The sequence below is a fragment of the Rhodococcus sp. WS3 genome (assembly GCF_003797085.1).
GTDB lineage: Bacteria > Actinomycetota > Actinomycetes > Mycobacteriales > Mycobacteriaceae > Rhodococcus_F > Rhodococcus_F globerula.
Window position 1 is genome coordinate 1 of the sequence record NZ_RKMA01000006.1, and the last position, 23,418, is coordinate 23,418.

The window sequence follows — 23,418 nt, forward strand, 5'->3', positions numbered from 1 at the left end:
AGTTCTCAAAGAACACGCGCACACCATCACCGCGACCTTCAGGCCACTCGCTCCGGGGCAACTTTTCCAGCCTATCCGATTCTCCGCACCGGCGCAAACCGGGCTGATCTTCGTCAACTAACTGGAGTGTTCGCCAGGACTTCGTACAACCTCGTGTCACTCACCCTCGCAGGTGGGAGTCGGTGTCCGTGTCGCTCTGACCTGGAATAAGTTACGCGAAGATCAACACAACACCAAATCGCCTGGTCACAGCGCTGCGCTTTGTAAACTTCAGGGAACCCAGTACCTCTGCGCCAATTCTTCGATGATCGGATCTCCCTCTTGCGCCAATTCGAGGGCTTCGAGGTCGTCCGACACCGACAACAATCGGGAATCGTCACCTTCTGCATCGTGAATCGGGCGTCGGCCATCCTCGGAGAGTTGGCGCAACAACTTCTCGCGCACGCGGGCCTTCAACGAATCAGCCATACCGCCAGCATGTGCCTCAGACCAGTCGATGTCGAGTACTTACTCGTCATCCTTCTTGCCGAAGACCCGTCTGGCTGTCGGGATCAAGACGATCAGTGCACCGAGAAGCACGATCAGTGAAAAAACCTGCATTGCCATTTCGACCTCACTCACATTCAGGCCGGCGCTAGCCAGCTACCCCAAGGGGTGTTCCGCACAACCGTAAAGGCAACAAGCGTTCCGAGCACCGCGATTGTCATTGCCGGCGCAAGCACGATCATCCGATCGGTCAACCCGTTCCATCTGCGCACAACCCACCGCCCCCACGCGACAACCAGTACCGCGATCAACGGAACGATCAACACATTGCTCGACAACGACGCACCGATATCGAGATGCGTCAGGTCATTGACTGCTCGAAGGCCACCACACGCCGGGCACCACAGACCTGTCACCGCATACATGGGACAGACCCCGTAGCTTCCGGAATTGTGCGGATCTCGGACGTGCAAAAGCACAAAAGCCGAGACCCCCACTGCAGCGACGCCGGCCGGAGCGCTCAGCGCCCGCCAGCCCCGCACTGCGGAGGTCTCGGTCTTCATACGATCCACTGTAGAAGCTGGTGGCCACCGACAGCTGCGGCCACGCGAACCCGTTCTATCTCGCTCGAATAACGACTGAGCGAACAATCATGTCGTGCCAGCACTGGCTCTTCGAATCCCAGAGCGGCCACAAGTAGTTGAGGAAGCACGCTCCGCCGAGGATCGCTTCCAATATCCATCGCAGGAGAGCCATGGGTGGTCCCAGCGGAACACCGTCGGACTCTCGAACCACGGAGATACCCAGCCACTTCTTCCCCAATGACTGGCCGGTATTGCCCTGACGGAAGACGTAGTTCCAGACCTCGATCAGGAGGGTCAGAACAATCCCGATCCCGATGACCAAGAGGCCGACCGAATTTGCACCTTCCGTAGTGACGGTTCCGTCGTCATACGTGGTGACCTCCGCTCCCGAGAACGCGATCACCGCGCCGATGATCGCGACGATCACGCCAGGTAGCGGCACGATGAGGTAATCGAGCAAATACGCGCCGACACGCGAAATCCAGGAGGCGTACGGGTAGGCAGGTTGCGGAGGCCCATATCCCTGCGACGACACGGGAGGCATCTGCCCGTACTGAGGTGGCTGTCCGTACTGCGGTTGCTGCCCGTACTGCGGTGGCTGGTTCGGCTGCTCGCCAGATCCCCAGTTCTGCTCCGACATGGCGATTCTCCCCTGCTCAGGCGCGTGTACGCAGGATCAGGATAAACGGGGCATCGAGTATTTACCGGTAAACGACAAGAGCCCCGCACCAGAATTTCCTGGTACGGGGCTCTTGGCCGAGCTGCCTGAGAGAATCGAACTCTCGACCTTTTCATTACGAGTGAAATGCTCTACCGACTGAGCTAAGGCAGCGTGCCTTTCGGCGATGGCGAGTCTAACTGGTCAACCCCCGGAACGCGAAAACGGGGGTCGGAAGGCTTCGCCGATACTCGCAACCATCGCGTCGAGAGCCCACTGCAACTTGACGTTGAAATCGACGGCTTCGCGGCATGCAAGCACTGCTTCGATGCACTTCAGTAGACCTTCCGGTGACGTCCGCGATGCCAGATCGGATGCCCGCTCGGCCATATCGGGATGAGTGGACGTGGACGACGACCCCAACGCGTACGACAAGGCGTCGCGGTACATGCCGGCAAGATCGATCAGCGTCCGGTCGAGAAGATCACGCTTGGCCCGCGTATCCCTCGATTTCTGCCGCGCTTCGAGTTCCTTGATCAATCCGGCAGACCCTCGGAGCGTGCCGGCTGTGCCCTTACCGGTTCCGCCGCCGCCGAGCGAGACCTTCAGTTCTTCGAGTTCACGTTCCTTGACGTCGGTGAAGAGTGTCTTGGTTTCGGACTCGATCGACTTCACCAGATTTTCGGCTGCTTTGTACGCCGTCGATGCGGACGCGGCATCAAAGGCAAGCCGGAGCGACCGCGCACGTTCGTCCCGCGCGACATCGTCGGTAGCCAAGCGTCGCGCTCGGCCGACGTGACCACCGCTGATCGATGCGGCAAATCTCGCCTGGTCGGGAGCCAATCCGTCACGCCCGATCAACACCTGGGCAATCGACTCGACAGACGGCGTCACGAGAGCCAAGTGCCGGCATCGCGAACGGAGTGTGACCGACATGTCCTCTGGGTCCGTGGTGGGAGCGCAGAGCAGGATCACCGTGCGGTCCGGCGGCTCCTCGACAACTTTCAGAAGCGCATTGGCCGCGCCCTCGGTCAATCGATCCGCGTCCTCGACGACGATGACCTGCCAACGACCGGTCGTTGGCCTGCGCGACGCGATATTGACGATCTCGCGCATGCCTTTGACGCTGATGCTCAATCCGTCGGGAATGATCCGTCGTACGTCACCATGGGTTCCCGCCATCGTGGTTGTGCACGCATGGCACTGCCCGCATCCCGGTTCGCCGTCGGACGTGCACTGCAGGGCTGCGGCAAAGCACAGCGCCGCCACGGACCGCCCGGATCCGGGAGGCCCCGTGAAGAGCCACGCATGGGTCATATCGGATCCGCTGGAGTCGCCTCTGGCGGACAGCGCGGCGGCTCGCAAACTCTGCTCGACGTCGTGCTGACCTACCAGCCGACCGAACACACCACGTTCGGTCACATCACTACTCATGCAAAAACCTTAACCGTCGGCACCGACGAGTCCGGCTCAGTCCTTCTTCGCCGGAGCCTTCTTGGCAGCCGCTTTCTTGGCCGGGGCCTTCTTGGCGGCGGTCTTCTTCGCAGCGGCCTTCTTCGCCGGGGCTTTCTTCGCAGCGGCCTTCTTCTTCACCGGTCCGCGGGCACGACGGTCAGCAAGCAACTCCGACGCACGAGCATCCGAGATGGATTCGACGGCATCGTCCTTGCGCAGGCTGGCGTTGGTCTCACCGTCGGTGACGTACGGACCGAAACGACCGTCCTTGATCACCATCGGCTTCTCACTGACCGGGTCGACACCCAGCTCACGCAGCGGCGGAGTAGCCGACGCCTGACGTCCACGTCGCTTGGGCTCTGCGTAGATCTTGAGCGCGTCGTCGAGGGTGACCGTGAACATCTGCTCTTCGTCGGCCAGGGAACGCGAGTCGGTGCCCTTCTTCAGATACGGACCGTATCGGCCGTTCTGAGCGGTGATCTCTTCCTTGCTCTCGGGATCGACACCCACGACGCGCGGAAGGGACAGCAACCGAAGTGCATCCTCCAAGGTGACCGTCGCCAAGTCCATGGACTTGAGCAGCGATCCGGTGCGCGGCTTGGGGCCCGCAACCTTCTTGGCAGCCTTCTTCGCGGGAGCCTTCTTGGCTGCGGCCTTCTTCACCGCAGTCTTGGTGGTTCCCGCGCTGACCTCTTCCGGTTCCGGAACCGGCACGATGTCCGGCTCCGGCTCGGCCGGCGGTTCGGGGAGAATCTCGGTCACGTAAGGACCGAAGCGGCCCTCCTTCGCGACAATCTCGTTTCCGGTCAGAGGATCGACGCCCAGCTTGCGACCTTCTTGAGGCGTCGCGAACAGCTTCTCGGCGTACTCGGGGGTGAGCTCGTCCGGCGGCAGGTCATCGGGAAGATTGGCCCGCTGCGAGATCAGATCGCCTTCGGGATCGTCCGGATTCTGAACCATGCGCTCGAGGTACGGACCGAATCGGCCGACACGTACGTGAACCTCACGACCCTCGGCGTCGTCGAACAGCCGGATGGAGTTGACCTCGCGGGCGTCGATCTCCTCGAGATTGACGCCGACCATCTTCTTGAGACCGCCTTCGCGGGCGACCGAACCTTCGGCACCGTGCTCGCCACCGAAGTAGAAGCTGCTCAGCCAGTTACCGCGCTGCTCACGTCCACCGGCAATAGCGTCGAGGTCGTCTTCCATGCCTGCGGTGAAATCGAAGTCGACCAACCGGCCGAAGTGCGCCTCGAGCAGACCGACCACGGCGAAGGCAACCCACGCCGGAACCAGTGCGCTGCCCCGCTTGTAGACGTATCCGCGGTCGAGGATGGTCTTGATGATCGACGAATACGTCGACGGTCGGCCGATACCGAGCTCTTCCAGAGTCTTGATCAGGCTGGCTTCGGTGTACCGCGCCGGCGGGTTGGTGCTGTGACCGTCGGGATCGAGCTTGGTTGCCGTGACTTCCTGGCCCTTGACCAGTATCGGAAGCCTGGATTCGGCATCGTCGGACTGACCGCCTGCCTCTTCGTCGACGCTCTCGACGTAAGCCTTGAGGAAGCCCGCAAATACGATGGTGCGACCGGACGCGGAGAACGTGCAGTCCTCACCCGTGCCGGCCGTGCCGGAAATGCGAAGCGTCAGCGTGTTGCCCCGAGCGTCGGCCATCTGCGAAGCCACGGTGCGCTGCCAGATGAGTTCGTACAACTTGAACTCGTCGGCGTCGAGCTTGGAGTGCAACTGCCCCGGCGTCTGGAACACATCGCCGGCCGGACGGATTGCCTCGTGCGCTTCCTGCGCGTTCTTGACCTTGCGGGTGTACTGACGCGGCGTCGGATGGACGTACTCCGGGCCGTACAACTCGGTGGCCTGCGCACGAGCAGCAGCGATCGCCGACTCGGACAGCGTCGTCGAGTCGGTACGCATGTAGGTGATGTAGCCGTTTTCGTACAGACGCTGCGCGATACGCATGGCCCGCTCGGACGTGAAGCGAAGCTTGCGACCGGCCTCCTGCTGCAGCGTCGACGTCATGAACGGCGGGTACGGCTTACGGGTGTACGGCTTGTCTTCTGCAGACGAAACCGTGAGGTCGACGCCGTGCAAAGCCTCGGCCAGTCGACGCGCGTACGCCTCGTCCAGCACAGTGACCGCACTGCCCTTGAGCTTTCCGTCCGGTCCGAAATCGCGACCGGAAGCAACGCGGGAACCGTCGACCGAGACAAGACGCGCACCGAAACTGCGTGGGCTGGCGTCGGCGCCGGCATCAAGCGTGGCGGAGATGTCCCAGTACGAAGCCGACTTGAACGCCATGCGCTCACGCTCACGCTGAACGATGACACGGGTAGCAACCGACTGGACGCGGCCCGCCGAGAGCCTCGGCATGACCTTCTTCCAGAGCACCGGGCTGACCTCGTAACCATAGAGACGGTCGAGGATACGGCGGGTTTCCTGAGCGTCGACGAGGTCGATGTCGAGCTCGCGGGTGTCTTCGGCAGCAGCACGAATTGCCGGTTCGGTGATCTCGTGGAAGACCATTCGACGAACCGGAATCTTGGGCTTCAGGGTCTCGAGGAGATGCCACGCAATGGCCTCACCCTCGCGGTCGGGGTCAGTTGCGAGGAAGAGTTCGTCAGCGTCCTTCAAGAGTGACTTGAGTTCGGCGACCTTGCCCTTCTTCTCCGGGCTGACGACGTAGAGCGGCTCGAAGTCGTGATCGACGTTGACGCCGAGACGGGCCCACGGCTCGCCCTTGTACTTGGCCGGAACATCCGCTGCGCCGCGCGGCAGGTCGCGAATGTGACCGACCGATGCCTCGACTACGTAGTCCTTACCGAGGTAAGGAGCGATTTTGCGCGCCTTGGTCGGTGACTCGACGATCACGAGGCGACGAGGGTTACCGGACGCTCCCTGACCGCTGCCGTTGTCCGCTTTAGCCACCTGCTGCCCGAACCTTCCTTTGGACGATCACTGCCGTCGGCAGTTCTTCAGAACTAGACGTGTGGAGCAAGTTATACCCCGTGTCTCTCTTTACAGAGTGACATACCCGCACGACATTCGTGCAGATCAGTACAGTATGGACACGGTCAGATTTGTGGCCAGGCCGCTTCGACGTCCACGTGACGGGGTGCCTCGCCCAGGTATTCGACGAGCTTGGTCAGTCGCTTCTTGCCGGCGATACGAAGCCCTGGACCGGGCGTCCGGTTGCCCAGCTGAGTAGGTGCGATACCCACTCGCATCAAGGCTTGCGCCAACGGCGCGTGAGTCTGAGTCGCGTGCGGATCGAGGCCGAAAACGAAGCGTTCGCCGTCCTCTTCCATCCTGCCGGACGAGACTGCCCAGACCCGGAGCTGGCGGGGATTCGGAACCCATCCAGCCGGGACGGACTTCACGGCACCTTTGGTCCACTGCACGGACAGGGGCAGCAGGGCCGGCGTCGCCTGAGTTCGGACGAGCGGGCTTCCTTCATCACTACGCGTCACTTCTGCGCCGAGTCCGCATTGTGCGATCAGCTCGGCGATGGCCTGGGCCCGCCAGTCTCGATCTACGACGATCGAGATCCGAGCACGATCTTCGTTTGTCACCACCTGACCGTGTCCGGCCAGCATGCCGGCCAGGTCTGTCACGGCAGGGGGAATCGACTCGGCGGAGAAAAAGGACAGTTGGCTCACAGAGTGCAACGTAGGGCACGAGGACCGTTGCGGCATAAATAATGGGACCTATTACGAAAAGGTCTGTCCCCCATTGCGGCGAGGCAACGAGGGACAGACCGTGTCCAGCTCGGAAGAATCAGACCGCGCGAACGCCTGTCGCCTGGGGCCCCTTGTTGCCCTGCCCTACCTCGAACTCCACACGCTGGTTCTCCTCGAGGGTACGGAAACCGTTGCCCTGGATCTCGGAGTAATGAACGAAGACGTCTGCGGAACCGTCTTCGGGAGCGATGAAGCCGAAGCCCTTTTCAGCGTTGAACCACTTCACAGTGCCCTGTGCCATGCTTTTCCTTCTCTTTCTAACACCGGATTCGATGAACTGCGCTTATTCAATCCATCGGGCCCGTTCCGGCCGCAGTACCAGCTGATTTCCCCCCAGGCTTGCATCCTCGCAGGAAAGGGCAAGAGCACCACGTCCGCAACAAAAGATCCTGCGAGCGTGCACTTTCTCAAGCCTACGAACACAGAAGCTGCGACCGGTTGTCAGTCAACCATGTTCTGCGCGTGCACAACAGTCGAAATACGTTAAGAATTTGCTACCGAATATCACCGGCTTCGACCCGCCGCAGTCGGCCGCCACCCCGTGCCGCCACTTCCGCCAGCCGATGCGTATCATCAAAACTGCAGGTAACGGCAGTTTCGAACTGTCGGGACACCCGAACGCCGATCCCGGAGAGTCACGTGAACGCAGCCTCCCGCATTCCTGATCCCGACGCGGCGCCGAACGAAACCTACGGACAGATGCTCCTCGGTCGCGTCGTCGCCGGCGTGAGCGGGAACGAAGATCCACTGACATTCACCGCTCAACTACCTGCTCGCAGCGCCCGGTTCGCCGAATGGCCGGAGTGGTTGCACCCCAGCGTGGTCCGTTCCCTGAACGAGCACAGTGTGACCGCTCCGTGGATCCACCAGCGCACTGCCGCAGACCTTGCACACAGCGGAAACCATGTTGTGGTCGCCACCGGCACCGCCTCGGGAAAGTCACTGGCATACCAACTCCCCGTCCTGACCGCGATGGCTTCGGACCCTCTTGCCACCGCGCTCTACCTCTCCCCCACCAAAGCTCTCGGCAGCGACCAACTACGGGCAGTGCTGTCCCTCACCGACTTCGACGCCGAACTACGGGGAACCAATCCGAGCGCGTACGACGGGGACACGTCACAGGAGTTGCGCACATGGGCGCGTGAAAACTCCCGTTGGCTGTTCACGAACCCCGACATGCTGCACATCTCTCTGCTCCGCACCCATCAACGCTGGGCGCACTTCTTCCGCAATCTGAAATACGTGATCGTGGACGAATGCCACTCCTACCGCGGTGTCTTCGGATCGAATGTCGCCCTCATCATTCGCCGACTCCGACGCATCGCGGCCCGATACGGCGCCGACCCCACGTTCATCCTGGCCAGCGCCACCACCGCAGACCCCGGAACAGCGGCTTCGCGGCTGATCGGGGCGCACTGCACCGAGGTCACCGACGACGGATCACCCCACGGGCCGCGAACCGTCGCACTCTGGGAGCCTCCACTCGTGCCGGCACTCACCGGCGAGAACGGCAGTCCAGTCCGGCGCCCCGCCGGCGCCGAGGCCGCCCGGATCATGGCGGATCTGATGATCGAAGGCGCACGCACCCTCACCTTCGTACGCTCACGCCGCGGCGCGGAACTGACCGCCATGACCACCAAACGGCTACTCGCAGAAGTCGACACCGATCTGGCCGAACGAGTCGCCTCGTACCGCGCGGGATACCTCGCCGAAGACCGCCGCGAACTGGAAGCAGCACTTGCGGACGGCACGCTGCTTGGTGCGGCAACAACCAACGCGCTCGAACTGGGCGTGGACATCGCAGGGCTCGATGCCGTTGTCGTAGCTGGTTTCCCGGGGACCGTTGCCTCGTTCTGGCAACAGGCCGGACGCTCCGGTCGACGCGGCGAGGGGTCGCTGGTGGTCCTGATCGCCCGAGACGATCCCCTCGACACCTACCTTGTTCACCATCCTTCGGCCATCCTCGAGAAACCCGTCGAGGCAACCGTGACGGACCCCGGAAATCCCTACATCCTGGGACCGCAATTACTCTGCGCAGCAATGGAACTCCCACTCTCCGACGCCGAGGTCGACTCGTTCGGAGCCATCGACGTCCTCACCAAGCTCGCCGAAGAAGGCAAGATCCGGCGACGCGCCCACGGTTGGTTCATCACCGCAGATTCCAACCCGCACGGCTCACTGGACATCCGCGGCGGTATCGGCACCCAAGTAGCAATAGTCGACGGCGAATCCGGGCGGATGCTGGGAACCGTCGACACCGGACGGGCACCCGCCACCGTCCACCCCGGCGCGGTCCACATTCACCAGGGCGATGCGTACGTGGTGGACGAACTCGACCTCGAAGTCGGTCTGGCACTGGTTCACGCGGAAAATCCGGACTGGACCACCTCGGCGCGCGAAACCACCGAGATCATCATCACCGAACAACTCGAACACAAGAATTACGGCGACATCACCGTCGCACTCGTGCGCGTCGAAGTGACCCATCAGGTTGTGGGGTACCTCCGACGCCTCAACTCCGGCGAAGTCCTCGATTCCATCGAATTGGATATGCCTGCACATACGCTCGAGACCAGGGCCGTGATGTACACGGTCACACCGGAACTGCTCGAATCCGTCGGCGTCTCGCCCGAGCGGTTCCCCGGGGCGCTGCATGCGGCAGAGCATGCAGCGATCGGCCTCCTGCCACTGGTCGCCATCTGCGACCGAGGCGACATCGGCGGAGTGTCGACGGCAATCCACGCCGACACCGGTCTGCCCACCGTGTTCGTCTACGACGGCCACGCCGGTGGCGCGGGATTTGCCGACCGGGGGCACAGTGAACTCTCACGCTGGCTTTCCGCAACCCGCGACGCAATTACCTCGTGCGAGTGCGCCAACGGTTGCCCATCGTGCGTCTACTCCCCCAAGTGCGGCAACGGAAACGATCCACTCGACAAGGACGGCGCCGTGAAGATTCTGACGGCCGTCATCGACACCATCAGCTGACTAGTCGACAGGGCCCGCACGCGCCGACGCCTCCGCATCGCCGATACCGAAGCGGGACAACAATACCGGCGCCCGCACCTGAACAATGACATCCCAGTCCTCGACAGTGCACTCCGCGAGTACTGTTCGCATCCGCGTCGCAACGTCGATTGCCGCGGCGCAGCCTGCCTCCGCGCCGCGCTCGAGCGCTCCGGCCCCCGCCAAGGCCGAGAGATCCGCAGACGACTGGGCGGTGTGACGAGCGGTGACCGCCGAACCCACGTGCAGCAGCCCACCCGTCACCGCGACGATCCCGGCCAGCGCAATACACGAAAACACTGTTGCGATACCGTCGTCCGCCTGCAGAGTCATCAGTCCGCTCCGGGTTCCACAGCTGCGACTGCTTCTGCGGTGATGTCCAACATCGGTAGCAAAACGCTGTCGGCGCTCACCACCGCCACGGCAAATCCGTCCACGATCTGCACGGAAATCCGGGCGTCGGAGGGTGCGATTCGGCGCGACGTGGTGACCGCGTTGTCCCCATCACCGCGGGCAGTCAATCTCGCAGCCTCACGAGCAGCATCCACACACCGAACCTGCATCGTCACCGCCAGTACCGCGCCGACGCACAGCACCACCACAGTGATCATCGAGGCGAGTGCAATTGCTGCCTCGACCGTGACTGCACCGTCATCAGCCTCGCGGATGCTCCTCGTGGACAACATCACACAGCTGTCTTGAGCGCTTTGTCGATGATCCCGGTGAGCGCCGTGACAATGGAATCGCCGGTGACCACCGAATAGAGAACCGCTCCGAATGCCGCGGCGGCAATGGTCCCGATTGCATATTCTGCCGTGGACATTCCGTCATCCTCGGCGACGAGCAACGTCAACCTCGCTGACAACTTTCCCATCATTCCGAACATCGTTTTCCCCCTCCTGTAAGACCACGACAGTTGTTCTGCCGCGGAAGAATCGCGGTTCTACTCAGATAAGCCCGTCGCCGAGTACCGACGACGCCAATCCGATCACCACCGGCACTATCCCCAGCGCGAGAAACGCAGGCAGGAAACAGAGTCCGAGCGGACCACTGATCAGCACGCCCGCGCGTTCGGCGGACGCGGCAGCAACATCCTCCGCGTCATCTCGACGGCGTTCTGCAAGTTCCGCCATCGAGACGGACAGCGACGTCCCCGACCGTGACGACCGGCGCGCCAGTCGGGCAAGTGATTCGGTGTCGGGATCCAACGCAGCTTCACCCCAGGCCACATCCGGATCGGCGCCAAGGGTGAGCAGATCCGATACACGCCGCAAAGCGGCGTCCATCGGCGCCGGCGCAGTAGCGGCAACAGCCCCCACTGCTTCGGCAACCGGTAAACCGCCACGAAGGCATGCAGCTAGAAGGTCGAAACTTGCTGCGACTGCCAGAGGATCGCCGACCGGTGGCTCGTCCGGCAGAACTGTATCCACGGCACTTCTGTCGAGCATTGTTGCCATGCGTGGCAGTGACATTCGGGTGTCCGGAACTATCCATAACGACAGCGCGATCGTCACTACTCCCAGCCAGATCACGAGGTAACCTTCGACGTGATCTTGTCGGTCCACAGGAGGCCGAGAGCTACCAACCCCGTTCCGACTACCAGCATCACTCCGCCCGCGCCACCCCCGAACAGCACCTGCAACGGCGCCGCCCCCATCAGCTCACCCAATCCGATGCCGAGGACCGGCAACCCCGCCAGTACCGTCGCGGTAGCTCGCGCGCCGGCCAGTCCGGCCTCGGTGCGCTGACGGAAACGGTTGCGACCCAACATATCCGTCCGCACAGCTCCTAGAAGTTCGGCCAGCGCCAGACCGTATCGTTCAGCGACAGACCACGCTGACGCAACACGCACCAACTCCCTGTCGACGAGCGAACCACCGGATCGGAATGCATCGGCTGCACTGCCACCCAACCGAGCTCGCGCCGAACCGCGACGGAATACTTCCCCCACAGCGCCCGAGCACTCCTCACCGGCAATGGAACACGCGGACGCCGGGTGCGCACCGATCCGCAACTCTGCAATCAGGATCTCCAATCCGGCAAGCAGCAACGCCAGTTCCGAGTGCCTTGCCAACGATGCCTTCTTCCGTCGAGCACGAAAGAGCGCAGTTCCCACTGCGATCGCGGCAGCGATCAATGCAGATATACCTCCGAACAACGCACCCAGTACCAGTGGCAGTGCAGCGACAATCAGTGTCCACGGCACGGTGAATGATGCCTTCCCCCGCGAATCTGCGAATTCGAGGAGCCTGGAACGCGAATTCACCGTCGGAGCAACCATCACCGACAGCGCGCACAGCAGCAACGTGGCGCTCATGCCGGCAGCCCGTCCCGATCACTGCGCCCGTCCCGATCACGGAGGCGCAGCATTCTTTCGAGTTGATCGCGCCCCGGACCCGCAGCCGGCCATGCCTGGTTGATGTGTACGAATCCGTCTGCGCCGCGGTTGATGACCCCGATCTGCTCGAGTCGCCGAGAACCGTCGGCGGAGCGATGCACGTGTAGAACCACCTGGACTGCGGCTGCAAGTTGACTGTGCAACGCATGTCGATCCATTCCGCCCAACGCGGCCAAGGCCTCCAACCGCGCCGGCACTTCCTCGGGCGAATTCGCGTGGATGGTGCCTGCCCCGCCGTCATGGCCCGTATTCAGGGCCGTCAGAAGGTCGATGACCTCGGCTCCCCGCACTTCGCCCACGACAATGCGGTCGGGTCGCATGCGCAACGCCTGTCGCACGAGATCACGTACCGCTACCTCGCCGACGCCCTCCACATTCGGCGCGCGTGCGACCAGACGAACCACATGCGGATGTGGCGGAGCCAGCTCGGCCGCATCCTCGACGCAGATGATCCGTTCCCTGGGGTCGACCGCACCGAGCACAGCCGACAGCAATGTCGTTTTCCCCGCACCGGTGCCACCGATCACAAGAAAAGCCAAACGGCACATGATGATTCGATCAAGCAGCGCACGCGCCTCCGGTTCGATCGCCCCGCGAGCGCACAATGCGTCAAGACCTTGCGTTGCAGGTCTGAGCACCCGTAGCGACAAGCAGGTTCCCCCCTGTGCGACCGGCGCGAGAACAGCGTGCAACCTGACACCGAAATGCCCGTCGCCGACTCCGCGTAACCGGCCGTCGACCCACGGCTGTGCGTCGTCGAGTCGCCTTCCGGACGACAAGGCCAAACGCGCAGCAAGGCGTCGCACCGCTGCCTCGTCCGCAAATTTCACGCTCGTTCGTTCCAGTCCCACCCCACGATCGACCCACACCTGGTCCGGAGCAGTCACCAGGACATCCGCGACTCCTGGTTCATGCAACAAAGACTCGAGCGGCCCGGCGCCGGTCAGCTCGGTCTGGAGAATTCGCACGACCTCGAGCAGATCTGTATCACCGAGCACTCCGGCGGACTCAGCCCGAACGGCGTCGGCGACCGTCGCCGCTGTCGGCTCAGCGGCCGTCGACGCCGCCAACCGATCACGGACCCGATCGAGCAGTTCCGCCGTGACCAGACCACTCATGCTGCAACACTCCAGGAACGTGATCCCGCCGCGAGTCCGTCCAGCACCGCGTCCGCTCCGAGGGTCAGCGCGCACTTGCGTCGTAATTCCAGCCCGCCGCGTTCGAGCATCGACCCGAGCGAGCGGTGTCCCCGGACAACTGCGATCAACGGCAACCCGAGCATGGTCGCAACATCGGCCCCGCGCAGACCACCCGGAGCCGGTCCGCGCACCAACAACCCGACATTCGAATTATGTTGCGCCGCCCACATTCCCACCTTCTCCGCAGCGACGCAGGCAGCCACCGTCGCCGGAACAACCATCACGACGGCATCCGAACCCTCCAATACCGCCTCACCCTCCAGTCCTCGACAACCGGAAACATCGCACACGACAAGACCGCCGGATCGTCGGCCGGCGTCGAGCACCGCCCCGAGCGCAGTGACCGAAGGACCACCGATCTCCCCGCGGCTGCACGAGAGCACCCGCAGGTGCTGCCCGCGAGCGGGCAGAGCATCACGAAGCGCATCCGCCGACAAACGCCCACCCTCAACCGTCAACGCCGCCCATCGCAACCCTGGAACATTTTCGACACCGAGCACGACGTCCGCGCCGCAACCAAGTGCGTCGACGTCGACAAGCATCGTCGGGATGCGACGGGCGGCGGACGCCAAGGCGATCGCCGCGGCGCTTACCGAGGCACCAGCTCCACCACACGCGCCGACAACGGCAACAACTGTGCCCTCGCCACGGCTCACCGAGTGCTCGGCTAACACTGCAACCAGCGCATTCTCGTCCGCCGGCAGTGTGAATACCGCCTGGGCGCCGATCGAGGTCGCGTATTTCCACTCGTCGAGCGTCGGTTCGGACTCACCGACAAGGAAGACGCGTGAACGCCTCGGGTTGCGGCTCGAGCACGCCTTCGCGTGTGCAATGTCCAGCACCACCGCGGATGCCCTGTTCCATTGTTGGCGCGATACCGGTTGTGGCCCCTCGTCCGCCGACTGATCAACGGCAGCCACGACGCGCCGCACGCTGGCAAGAACCAGCGGATCTTCGACCAACACAAGGACATCCGCGGCGACATGCCCTGATTCCCCTGAAGCATTCGAGTTCATGAGCACGAGCCTGAGCGTTGTCGCCGGTAAAGAACAGATACCCGAATCGAGCTGTGGACAACTCGGGTTCTGTGGATAACTCTCAGTTGACGAAGCCGAGTTGATGTACCCGAGAAAGTGGACAACCCCCGCCTGGGGGGAGGCGGGGGTTGTCTTGTCTGTTCAGCCCCGGGGGGTTGGGCTGAACACAGTCCGAGCAAGTCGAACTGCCGTAATCCTACACTGCAAATGTCCGGGAAATGCAAGCCTGAACAGCAGCGATTCGTAAGCGTCGCCGTTCATTTCCCGGTTGTGGTGACGCAACCGAACCGACTGTCGGACTATCCTCGGTAGCTGTGACCGACAAGCTTGGGAATGGACTGACAACCGGGCGGACTGCCGCTTTCTTCGACCTCGACAAAACCGTCATAGCCAAATCCAGCACGTTGGCTTTCAGCAGACCGTTCTTTGCGCAAGGATTGATCAACCGGCGCTCGGTTCTCAAGAGCAGCTACGCGCAGTTCCTGTTCCTGCTCTCGGGCGCCGATCACGATCAGATGGAGCGCTTGCGCGCACACATCACCGCGATGTGTGCCGGCTGGGATGTGGAACAGGTCAAGTCGATCGTCGCGGAGACTCTGCACGACATTGTCGACCCCCTCGTCTACGCCGAGGCCGCCGACTTGATTGCCGACCACAAGGTGCGCGGCCACGATGTCATCGTGGTGTCCGCGTCGGGCGAGGAGATCGTCGCTCCGATCGCCCGCGCACTGGGAGCAACACACTCGGTCGCGACGTCGATGAAGGAAGAGGACGGGCACTACACGGGCGAGGTCGACTTCTACTGCTACGGCCCCGGCAAAGTGGAAGCCATGGAAAAACTCGCAGCCGAGTACGGATACGACCTCTCCGCGAGTTACGCCTATTCCGACTCGATCACCGACTTGCCGATGCTCGAGGCCGTCGGACATCCGAGCGCCGTCAACCCCGACCGCGCGCTTCGCAAGGCAGCAGCCGGAAATGGTTGGCCCATACTGACTTTCTCGAATCCGGTCTCGCTTCGCGCTCGGCTGTCAGCACAGTCGGGCACCGCTGTGGCGACTACTGCAGCGCTCGGAATCGGAGCTGTGACAGCCGGTGTTGTGACGTTTGCACTACTTCGCCGAAAACGGTGAAACTTCAAGCACACAAACAAAAATTGATACTTGCTGTGAGCCGCAACACAGGGTACAAAGGAGTTACGGAAGAACGGAAGGCCAGGAACGGCTCAGAAGAGAAGGACCGTTTCCCCAACCCGGATTCCCAGCACGGGCACTAGGGCACCCACGCGGAGCACAAGCCACTATAAGGGCAGAAGTGTTGTGGGCCTGCGAGATTCGTTCAATTTGAGCGAGGACTCCGCACAAGTTGCGGGGACGACCTCAAAATGGCGATCCCTCGCCGAGGCCATCCACACAACCCACCGAGCACGCTTGGTAACGAGTAGTCCGTGCTAACGGGCGGCGAAGTCGATAATCGGCAGCGCCGCCCGTTTTGTGTGTGGAACGAGCCCGATGTGGAACCAGCCCGATGTGGGTTAGCTCGGACTCGCGGCGTCGGCAATCGACGTTGCCTCGCGAGCACCAGCTTCAAGCGCGCCGCAACACAGAATTACCCAACTCCCGACGCCTTCCGGACGACCGGAAGCAAATCCCGCGGCTCCATCGGCGTACGCCTGCGGCCTACGCAGCCAACTGACCTCAGGGACGCCGAGGTTGTGGGGATCCAAACCGGACGAGACTGCGACGAGTCGGGACGCGGCGCGCGCCACAATGCCGTCGGCGGTACCGAACGGACTCAGTGCCAACAATTCGCCGTGCACGACTGCCGCAAGAACCGGAGCCGGCGCCGACGTTCCACCCGTCACCAGTTGGGCGAGAGCGTCGAGACGCTCGCCGACGCCCGGATCCATGCGAGGTCGTCCCAGTTCGTCAGGATCCTCGACCAGATCTGCCGCCGCCAGTAGGTGCAACCTGGCCAAAGCCTGCAGCGGCGCCCGTTTCCACGTGGACTCCATCAGTGGCAGACCGTCACCGTCCAGCGCCTGCGCAACCCGCAGGGCGCCGGCAAGAATCGGATCACCGGCCATCCCCTCTGCCGGCAGCTCCGTCGACCCTCCCGCCAAAGACGCCGATGCCCGAGCGGCGCGGACTGCAGCTTCGGCAGCCGTCGTCGGCCATCCGCGGCGGTTGGTTTTGTGCCGATGCACCTCACCGAGTGCGTCGCGCGCGTGATCAGCGGCGGCGCGTACGCCTGGAAGATCGACGAGGGGCTGCAAGGGGTCCGTCACGATCAACGACGGTACCCTTGCAGCCCCTCTGTGGACTTGCCTACCTACCTGTTGCGTCAGCTTCCCAGCTTGATGGACCCACCGGGAATCGCGTCGAGCAACTTGCGTGTGTAGTCCTGCTGCGGATTGCCGAACACGTCGTCGATCGGCGCCGATTCGACGATCGAGCCACGCGACATCACCAACACGTTGTCCGCGATCTGACGGACCACGGCCAGGTCGTGCGTGATGAAGAGGTACGTCAACCCGAACTCTGCCTGCAGGTCGTTGAGCAGGGTCAAGATCTGATCCTGTACGAGCACGTCGAGAGCGGACACCGCCTCGTCGCAGATCACGACCTCCGGCTGCAAGGCCAACGCTCGCGCAATTGCGACGCGCTGACGCTGTCCACCGGACAGCTCGTTCGGGAACCGTCGCATGACCGACTGGGGCAGACCGACCTTGTCGAGAAGTTCGCGGACGCGAGCCTCACGCTCGGCTTTGGTCCCGACCTTGTGGGTACGCAGCGGCTCTTCGATCGTGCGGTAGATCGAGTACATCGGGTCGAGCGTGCCGTAAGGGTTCTGGAAGATCGGCTGCACTCGGCGACGGAACGCAAAAGTTTCCTTCGCACCGAGTTCGGACACGTCCTGACCGTCGAAGACCACGTTGCCTGCAGTGGGCTCGAGCAAACCGAGAACCATCTGCGCGACCGTCGACTTACCGGAACCCGATTCGCCGACGATCGCCGTGGTGGTTCCGCGGCGGACCTTGAAGGACACGTCGTTCACAGCTGTGAAGTCGGTGGTCTTGCGGAAACCCTTGCGCAGCTTGAACACCTTGGTCAGATGATCGACAACAAGAACGTCGTCGGTCGCCTTGCCGAAGGACTCTGCCGTACTTTCCTCGGCCTTGACCGCTTCGGCGACCTCTTCCGCCTGTTCCCGAATCTCGGCGCGGGCCACCGACGAACTGAGCCGCTTCGACGCCAACGACGGCGCAGCAGCGACCAGCTTCTGCGTGTACGGGTGTTGCGGTCGCTTCAGAATCTCCAGTGCCGGACCGGATTCGACGATGCGACCCTTGCTCATCACGATCAGGTGCTCGGCACGCTCGGCGGCCAACCCCAGATCGTGGGTGATGAGCAGAACGGCGGTGCCGAGTTCCGTTGTCAGACCGTCGAGGTGGTCGAGAATCTGACGCTGAACCGTGACGTCGAGCGCCGACGTCGGCTCGTCCGCGATCAGGAGTTTCGGACGAGCTGACAATCCGATCGCGATGAGCGCACGCTGACGCATACCGCCCGAGAACTCGTGGGGGTACTGCCCCAGCCGGCTCTCGGCGTCAGCGAGACCTGCCTCCTCGAGCAACTCCGCGGCGCGAACCTTGGCTGCCTTGCCCTTGGCGATCCCGTTGGCGGCCAGTGCTTCCTCGATCTGGAAGCCCACTTTCCACACCGGGTTCAGATTCGACATCGGGTCCTGCGGAACCAAACCGATCTGGCTGCCCCGGATGTGGACGAAGTCCTTCTCCGAGACCTTCGAGATGTCCTTGCCGTCGAAGATGATCTCGCCTGCCGTCACCTTGCCGGTGCCGGGAAGCAGATTGATGATCGAGTGCGCGGTAGTGGACTTACCCGAACCCGATTCGCCGACGATGGCGACCGTCTGACCCGGATAGACAGTCAGGCTGACGCCTCGAACTGCCGGAACCGGACCGGAATTGGACTGGAACGACACCTCGAGATCACGAATCTCGAGCAGCGGAGTTTCCTCCGAGGTGAGAGTTTCCTTGGTGGTCATCGTGCTCACCGCTTCCGCGACTTGGGATCGAGGGCGTCGCGCAGCGCGTCACCCATCATGATGAATCCGAGGACGGTGATCGCCAAAGCCGTTGCCGGGTAGAACAGAATGGTCGATCCCTGACGCAGCGTCACCTGAGCGTTGCTGATGTCACCGCCCCACGAAACCTCGGTGGACGGGAGCCCGATACCGAGGAAGGACAGCGTCGCCTCGGCAACGATGTACGTGCCGAGCGAGATGGTGGCCACCACGATGATGGGAGCCAACGAGTTCGGGATGACGTGGCGAATCAGGGTCTTGAGCTTCGAGACACCCAACGCTTCCGAAGCCATGACGTAATCGTTGTTCTTCGCCGAAATCACCGCACCACGAGCAATTCTTGCCATCTGCGGCCAGCCGAAGAGCGCCAGGACGCCGACGACGGTCCAGATGGTGCGATCGGTGAACAGCTGCATCAGAACGATGGCAGCGAGGATCAGCGGGATACCGAAGAAGATGTCGGCGACACGGGAGAGAATCGAATCGGTCCAGCCCCCGTAGAACCCGGACAGTGCACCGAAGATCACTCCGATCACCAGCACCGACGCCGTGACGCCGACGCCCACGAGTACGGATGCGCGAGCACCGTAGATGGTGCGCGAGTAGACGTCACAGCCCTGACGATCGAAACCGAACCAGTGCCCTGAGGTCGGCCCCTGCATGCTGTAGGTCAGATCGCAGAACCGCGGATCGGTGCTCGTGAACAAGCTCGGAAACGCTGCGATGACGATGACCGCGAGGATGATGATCGTCGAGATGATGAACAGGGGACGCTTGCGCAGATCGCGCCACGCGTCGGTCCACATGCTTGTCGGCGCCTGATCGAGCTTGACGGCGTCCGTCTCCCCCGGTGCCGCAACTTCGGGCGGTGCCACGAAATGACTTTGCCGGACTGCACGTCCGGTCTTCACGGTCTCAGACATAGCGGATCCTCGGATCGAGCGCGGCGTACAAGAGGTCGACGAGCAGATTCGCGATCAGGTAGATCACGATCAGGATGGTGACAAACGAAACCACCGTCGGCGCTTCACCTCTGGTCACCGCCTGGTAGATCGTGCCGCCGACGCCGTTGATGTTGAAGATGCCCTCGGTGACGATGGCGCCGCCCATCAACGTCGCGAGGTCGGCACCCAGGAAGGTGACCACGGGGATCAGCGAGTTGCGCAACACGTGCACGCGAACCACTCGTCCGCGGGAAAGTCCCTTGGCGGTGGCTGTTCGCACGTAGTCGGCACTCAGGTTCTCCGCCACGGACGTTCGGGTAAGTCGCAGTACGTAGGCAAACGAGACCGAACCCAGAACCAGGGCGGGGAGCAGGAGATTCTTGAAGCTGGTGTTGCCACCGACCGTCGGCGGGACGATGCCCCATTTGACGCCGATGAAGAACTGAGCCAGGAAGCCGATCACGAAGATCGGGATGGCGATGAGAACGAGGCTGAACAGCAGGACGGTGCTGTCGAAGAATCCGCCCTTACGCAGGCCGGCGATGAGGCCGAAGCCGACACCGAAGACCGTCTCGACGATCAGTGCCATGAAGGCAAGTTTCATCGTGATCGGAAATGCCTGTGCCAGAACTTCACTGACAGGCCGTCCGGAGAACGACGTGCCGAAGTCCAGCGTGAAGATGCCCTTCAAGTACAGCAGGTACTGCTGATAGAAGGGGAGATCGAGGTGGTAGCGCTCCCGAAGCTGCTGTGCAACAGCCGGACTGAGCGCCTTGTCGCCCGCCAACGCGGCAATCGGATCACCGGGAAGCAAGAAGACCATGGCGTAGATCAGAAGAGTGGCCCCGAGAAAAACCGGGATCATTTGAAGCACTCGGCGACCGATGTACCAGAGCATCGGATCACCTCCTTGTCGATGATCGTGTCCGTCAGCGGACAATCCGACGTGAACACGAGTTCGGGGCGGCAGGCAGAGCGCCTGCCACCCCGAACTCACGTTTCAGATGCGAATCGTTCTACGCGTCAGTTCTTTTCGATGTCTTCGTAGACCGGAATACCATTCCAGCTGATGGTGACGTTGGAGACGTTCTCCGACCATCCACTGGCTGCGTTGCGGTACCACGTCGGAACTGCAGGCAGGTCCTTGAGCAGGACTTCCTGAGCCTGGTCGAGCAGTTCCTGAGCCTTCGCCTGATCGGTCTGGCCGGCCGATTCGCGCAGGAGGCGGTCGAACTCGGGGTTGGAGTAGTCACCGTCGTTGGAGCTGCCACCGGTCTGGTAGTTCTGCGCCAGGAAGCCGTACTGCTGCGGGTAGTCACCCTGCCAGCCGGCACGGAATGCACTCTGGATGGTGCGGTTGGTGGCTTCGGTACGGATCTGAGCAAAGGTGGGGTACTGCTTGCCCTTTGCGTCGATGCCGAGGGTGTTGCGGATGCTGTTCGACGTGGCGTCGACCCATTCCTGGTGTCCACCATCGGAGTTGTACGCGATCTCGAAGCTGCCCGACCACGGAGCAATTGCATCGGCCTTCGCCCAAGCAGCCTTGGCTGCCTCGGGATCGAACTTCACGTTGCCGTTTCCGGTCAGCGAGTCGTTCCAACCCTCGATTGCGGGACTGGTGAAGTCGAGCGCAGGCGTCCTGGTCTTGTTGTAGATCTGCTGCGTGATCTGATCGCGGTTGATCGCCATCGAGATCGCCTGACGGCGGAGCATGCCCTCTTCGCCGCTGAAGTGCGGCAGGCGCCCCGGGATCGTGACCAATTCGATGGTTGCCGACGGCTGGTTGACCGTGCGTCCGGGCAGGTCCGACTCGAAGGTCGTGACCGCGCTCGGCGGAACCTGGTCGAGAACATCGACATTGTTGGCCAGGAGATCGGTGTACGCCGTGTCGAGGCTGTTGTACATGATGAAGTCGACGCCGGCGTTCTTCGGCTTGCGGTTGCCGTTGTAATCCGGGTTCACGACCGTGTCGATACGGACGTTGTGCTGCCACGCACCCGTTCCGTCGAGCTTGTACGGACCGTTACCGATCGGATTCTCACCGAACGCGGTCATGTCCTGGTAAGCGACCTCAGGCAGCGGGTAGTACGCCGAGTGGCCGAGGCGGTCGGGGAACGCCGATTCGGGCTGCTTGAGTTCGATCGTGAAGGTGGAGTCGTCCACTACCTTCAGACCCGACATCGTCTGCGCCGTCGGGACCTCGGCTGCAACTTCGTCGAAGCCCTTGATCGGATCGAAGAACGAAGCCTGAATCTGAGCATTGGTGGAGAGAGCGCCGTAGTTCCACGCGTCGACGAACGACTTCGCGGTGACCGGGGTGCCGTCGGTGAAGGTCCAGCCCTCCTTGAGCTTGACGGTGAAGTTCTGACCATCCGTACTGTCGATGGACTCGGCCACCTCGTTCTCCGTGCCACCAGCGGCGGTGTACGAAACGAGGCCGGCAAATACGGCGTCGACGACGCGGCCGCCCATGTTCTCGCCCGTGTTCGTAGGGATCAACGGGTTCTGGGGCTCGCCCGCCCAGGCGTTGACGACCCCGCTGGACGATCCGCCCGACGAATCGTCGGACGAACATGCCGTGATCAGCACTGCCGTCATTCCGAGCGCGACCGCACCGGTCGCTATGCGTGAGATACGCAAAGGAGTTCCTTCCACATCTAATAGACCCCGAGCATGCTCGTGGCCTGCCGACAGCCGTAACTGCCGGCGTCGTGTCGCCTACAACTGAAGATGAACGTAACTTCGAGTTGCGGTCGAATAATGGTTTGACAATAGACACATCAACCTCGAAGTGCGCACCGCACCCATTGTTGGAAATTTGGGGGTAATTCAATTCGGACACATTCATTCGTCGTCGGAAGCGACCACCCGTCGCATCGATTCGACCGATCGTCGCAGGACAACGAGTTGCAACGTGATGCAACGGTGCGTTTGCGCGAGCTTGTGACTACCCTCACACGGAGTCAGAAAAGTGTCGATCAATGTGGAAAGAAGGCCGTCAGCCATGACAAGCGCAGCCGAAACGGACGTCCCCCAGGCATATCCGCCGAGCGCAGAGTTCGCTGCGGCCGCCAACGCGGGACCGGAACTGCAGGCTGCCGCAGATACCGACCGCCTTGCTTTTTGGGCGAATCAGGCTGAGCGCCTTCACTGGCACCAGAAATGGACCGACGTCCTCGACTGGACCGACGCCCCCGTCGCCAAGTGGTTCGTCGGCGGACAGTTGAATGTCGCCTACAACTGCGTCGACCGCCACGTCCTCGCCGGCAACGGTGACCGCGTCGCCATTCACTTCGAAGGCGAACCGGGCGATTCCCGCGATCTGACCTACAACGACCTTCTCGCCGAAGTCAGCCGCGCCGCAAACACTTTCACCGACCTCGGCCTCGTCGCCGGCGACCGCGTCGCCATCTACATGCCGATGATCCCCGAAGCGATCGTCACCATGCTCGCGTGCGCCCGCCTCGGCCTGACCCATTCGGTCGTCTTCGCCGGATTCTCCGCCACCGCGCTGCGCTCACGCATCGACGACGCGCAAGCCAAACTTGTTGTCACCGTGGATGGTCAGTGGCGACGCGGCGCCGCAGCACCCATCAAAACAGCGGTCGACGAATCCGTTGCCGGTGCCGACTCCGTCCAAAACGTGTTGGTAGTCAACCGAACCGGCATCGACGTCGAGTGGACGCCCGGCCGCGACCTGTGGTGGCACGAAACCGTCGCCCAGGCTTCACCCGAGCACGAAGCGCAGCCGTTCGACGCCGAACATCCCCTGTTCATCCTCTACACCTC

22 protein-coding genes and 1 tRNA gene are annotated in these 23,418 nt (G+C 62.5%); 3 read left to right on the forward strand and 20 right to left on the reverse strand.

Translation table 11 applies throughout. The features are described from left to right. Window positions 1–270 precede the first annotated feature (270 nt). From EEB13_RS31075 to EEB13_RS31110, 8 genes are all read right to left on the reverse strand, one after another. Window positions 271–468 (reverse strand): hypothetical protein, encoded by a 198-nt coding sequence (locus EEB13_RS31075; protein WP_033235958.1) that lies wholly within the window; start codon window positions 466–468, stop codon window positions 271–273. Window positions 469–623: 155 nt separating this feature from the next. Continuing rightward, window positions 624–1,049 (reverse strand): DUF2752 domain-containing protein, encoded by a 426-nt coding sequence (locus EEB13_RS31080; RefSeq protein ID WP_033235957.1) that lies wholly within the window; start codon window positions 1,047–1,049, stop codon window positions 624–626. Window positions 1,050–1,104: 55 nt separating this feature from the next. Further along, the gene (locus EEB13_RS31085) at window positions 1,105–1,710 is read right to left on the reverse strand and encodes an RDD family protein (RefSeq protein WP_033235956.1); all 606 of its coding nucleotides are present in this window, start codon (window positions 1,708–1,710) and stop codon (window positions 1,105–1,107) included. Between the two features lie 119 nt (window positions 1,711–1,829). After that, window positions 1,830–1,902, reverse strand: a tRNA-Thr gene (locus EEB13_RS31090). 30 nt (window positions 1,903–1,932) lie between these two features. Beyond that, complete coding sequence (locus EEB13_RS31095; protein WP_033235955.1) at window positions 1,933–3,162, reverse strand: DNA polymerase III subunit delta'; 1,230 nt, start codon at window positions 3,160–3,162, stop codon at window positions 1,933–1,935. 36 nt (window positions 3,163–3,198) lie between these two features. Then, a complete protein-coding gene (topA, locus tag EEB13_RS31100) occupies window positions 3,199–6,126 on the reverse strand; it encodes a type I DNA topoisomerase (protein WP_033235954.1) in 2,928 nt (975 codons plus the stop codon). A gap of 146 nt (window positions 6,127–6,272) precedes the next feature. Then, window positions 6,273–6,857, reverse strand: a complete 585-nt coding sequence (locus tag EEB13_RS31105; RefSeq protein ID WP_045066883.1) for a hypothetical protein — start codon at window positions 6,855–6,857, stop codon at window positions 6,273–6,275. 118 nt (window positions 6,858–6,975) lie between these two features. Then, window positions 6,976–7,179, reverse strand: coding sequence for a cold-shock protein (locus EEB13_RS31110; RefSeq protein ID WP_033235953.1), 204 nt, complete (start codon window positions 7,177–7,179; stop codon window positions 6,976–6,978). A gap of 458 nt (window positions 7,180–7,637) precedes the next feature. Between EEB13_RS31110 and EEB13_RS31115 the strand changes: the two genes are divergently transcribed. Further along, complete coding sequence (locus EEB13_RS31115) at window positions 7,638–9,926, forward strand: DEAD/DEAH box helicase (protein WP_141487023.1); 2,289 nt, start codon at window positions 7,638–7,640, stop codon at window positions 9,924–9,926. Here EEB13_RS31115 and EEB13_RS31120 read toward each other — a convergent pair whose 3' ends face one another. The 7 genes from EEB13_RS31120 to ssd form a co-directional block, all read right to left on the reverse strand. Then, the gene (locus EEB13_RS31120) at window positions 9,927–10,277 is read right to left on the reverse strand and encodes an Rv3654c family TadE-like protein (protein ID WP_033235952.1); all 351 of its coding nucleotides are present in this window, start codon (window positions 10,275–10,277) and stop codon (window positions 9,927–9,929) included. After that, window positions 10,277–10,630, reverse strand: coding sequence for a TadE family type IV pilus minor pilin (locus EEB13_RS31125; RefSeq protein ID WP_033235951.1), 354 nt, complete (start codon window positions 10,628–10,630; stop codon window positions 10,277–10,279). Before EEB13_RS31125 ends, EEB13_RS31120 begins: the two co-directional genes overlap by 1 nt. Further along, complete coding sequence (locus tag EEB13_RS31130; protein WP_033235950.1) at window positions 10,630–10,830, reverse strand: DUF4244 domain-containing protein; 201 nt, start codon at window positions 10,828–10,830, stop codon at window positions 10,630–10,632. Before EEB13_RS31130 ends, EEB13_RS31125 begins: the two co-directional genes overlap by 1 nt. A gap of 61 nt (window positions 10,831–10,891) precedes the next feature. Then, window positions 10,892–11,401, reverse strand: a complete 510-nt coding sequence (locus tag EEB13_RS31135) for a type II secretion system F family protein (protein ID WP_372472399.1) — start codon at window positions 11,399–11,401, stop codon at window positions 10,892–10,894. A gap of 71 nt (window positions 11,402–11,472) precedes the next feature. Beyond that, a complete protein-coding gene (locus tag EEB13_RS31140; protein WP_141487020.1) occupies window positions 11,473–12,261 on the reverse strand; it encodes a type II secretion system F family protein in 789 nt (262 codons plus the stop codon). Next, window positions 12,258–13,460, reverse strand: a complete 1,203-nt coding sequence (locus EEB13_RS31145; protein ID WP_045066569.1) for a TadA family conjugal transfer-associated ATPase — start codon at window positions 13,458–13,460, stop codon at window positions 12,258–12,260. The genes EEB13_RS31140 and EEB13_RS31145 overlap by 4 nt, the downstream gene beginning before the upstream one ends. After that, a complete protein-coding gene (gene ssd / locus EEB13_RS31150; RefSeq protein ID WP_141487021.1) occupies window positions 13,457–14,557 on the reverse strand; it encodes a septum site-determining protein Ssd in 1,101 nt (366 codons plus the stop codon). The genes EEB13_RS31145 and ssd overlap by 4 nt, the downstream gene beginning before the upstream one ends. Before the next feature lie 335 nt (window positions 14,558–14,892). Between ssd and EEB13_RS31155 the strand changes: the two genes are divergently transcribed. Beyond that, a complete protein-coding gene (locus EEB13_RS31155) occupies window positions 14,893–15,711 on the forward strand; it encodes an HAD-IB family hydrolase (protein ID WP_033235947.1) in 819 nt (272 codons plus the stop codon). Window positions 15,712–16,112: 401 nt separating this feature from the next. On the opposite strand, the gene EEB13_RS31160 is transcribed toward EEB13_RS31155, so the two are convergent. From EEB13_RS31160 to EEB13_RS31180, 5 genes are all read right to left on the reverse strand, one after another. Further along, complete coding sequence (locus EEB13_RS31160) at window positions 16,113–16,865, reverse strand: hypothetical protein (protein WP_033235946.1); 753 nt, start codon at window positions 16,863–16,865, stop codon at window positions 16,113–16,115. Between the two features lie 56 nt (window positions 16,866–16,921). Continuing rightward, window positions 16,922–18,646, reverse strand: a complete 1,725-nt coding sequence (locus tag EEB13_RS31165) for a dipeptide ABC transporter ATP-binding protein (protein WP_106939760.1) — start codon at window positions 18,644–18,646, stop codon at window positions 16,922–16,924. A 5-nt stretch (window positions 18,647–18,651) separates the two neighbouring features. Further along, window positions 18,652–19,608, reverse strand: coding sequence for an ABC transporter permease (locus tag EEB13_RS31170; protein ID WP_019746638.1), 957 nt, complete (start codon window positions 19,606–19,608; stop codon window positions 18,652–18,654). Continuing rightward, complete coding sequence (locus EEB13_RS31175; protein WP_033235977.1) at window positions 19,601–20,527, reverse strand: ABC transporter permease; 927 nt, start codon at window positions 20,525–20,527, stop codon at window positions 19,601–19,603. Before EEB13_RS31175 ends, EEB13_RS31170 begins: the two co-directional genes overlap by 8 nt. A 125-nt stretch (window positions 20,528–20,652) precedes the next feature. After that, the gene (locus tag EEB13_RS31180; RefSeq protein ID WP_033235976.1) at window positions 20,653–22,269 is read right to left on the reverse strand and encodes an ABC transporter substrate-binding protein; all 1,617 of its coding nucleotides are present in this window, start codon (window positions 22,267–22,269) and stop codon (window positions 20,653–20,655) included. Window positions 22,270–22,633: 364 nt separating this feature from the next. On the opposite strand from EEB13_RS31180, the gene EEB13_RS31185 reads away from it, so the two are divergent. After that, on the forward strand, window positions 22,634–23,418 hold a 785-nt coding region (locus tag EEB13_RS31185), incomplete at its 3' end, for an AMP-binding protein (protein WP_141487022.1).

Excerpts from the sequence above, each read along its gene's own strand:
- EEB13_RS31075 (WP_033235958.1), bottom strand. The coding sequence starts at position 468 with ATGGCTGATTCGTTGAAGGCCCGCGTGCGCGAGAAGTTGTTGCGCCAA.
- EEB13_RS31080 (WP_033235957.1), bottom strand. The coding sequence starts at position 1,049 with ATGAAGACCGAGACCTCCGCAGTGCGGGGCTGGCGGGCGCTGAGCGCT.
- EEB13_RS31085 (WP_033235956.1), bottom strand. The coding sequence starts at position 1,710 with ATGTCGGAGCAGAACTGGGGATCTGGCGAGCAGCCGAACCAGCCACCG.
- EEB13_RS31095 (WP_033235955.1), bottom strand. The coding sequence starts at position 3,162 with ATGAGTAGTGATGTGACCGAACGTGGTGTGTTCGGTCGGCTGGTAGGT.
- EEB13_RS31110 (WP_033235953.1), bottom strand. The coding sequence starts at position 7,179 with ATGGCACAGGGCACTGTGAAGTGGTTCAACGCTGAAAAGGGCTTCGGC.
- EEB13_RS31115 (WP_141487023.1), top strand. The coding sequence starts at position 7,638 with ATGCTCCTCGGTCGCGTCGTCGCCGGCGTGAGCGGGAACGAAGATCCA.
- EEB13_RS31120 (WP_033235952.1), bottom strand. The coding sequence starts at position 10,277 with ATGACTCTGCAGGCGGACGACGGTATCGCAACAGTGTTTTCGTGTATT.
- EEB13_RS31125 (WP_033235951.1), bottom strand. The coding sequence starts at position 10,630 with ATGTTGTCCACGAGGAGCATCCGCGAGGCTGATGACGGTGCAGTCACG.
- EEB13_RS31130 (WP_033235950.1), bottom strand. The coding sequence starts at position 10,830 with ATGTTCGGAATGATGGGAAAGTTGTCAGCGAGGTTGACGTTGCTCGTC.
- EEB13_RS31135 (WP_372472399.1), bottom strand. The coding sequence starts at position 11,401 with ATGGCAACAATGCTCGACAGAAGTGCCGTGGATACAGTTCTGCCGGAC.
- EEB13_RS31140 (WP_141487020.1), bottom strand. The coding sequence starts at position 12,261 with ATGAGCGCCACGTTGCTGCTGTGCGCGCTGTCGGTGATGGTTGCTCCG.
- EEB13_RS31145 (WP_045066569.1), bottom strand. The coding sequence starts at position 13,460 with ATGAGTGGTCTGGTCACGGCGGAACTGCTCGATCGGGTCCGTGATCGG.
- ssd (WP_141487021.1), bottom strand. The coding sequence starts at position 14,557 with ATGAACTCGAATGCTTCAGGGGAATCAGGGCATGTCGCCGCGGATGTC.
- EEB13_RS31165 (WP_106939760.1), bottom strand. The coding sequence starts at position 18,646 with ATGACCACCAAGGAAACTCTCACCTCGGAGGAAACTCCGCTGCTCGAG.
- EEB13_RS31170 (WP_019746638.1), bottom strand. The coding sequence starts at position 19,608 with ATGTCTGAGACCGTGAAGACCGGACGTGCAGTCCGGCAAAGTCATTTC.
- EEB13_RS31175 (WP_033235977.1), bottom strand. The coding sequence starts at position 20,527 with ATGCTCTGGTACATCGGTCGCCGAGTGCTTCAAATGATCCCGGTTTTT.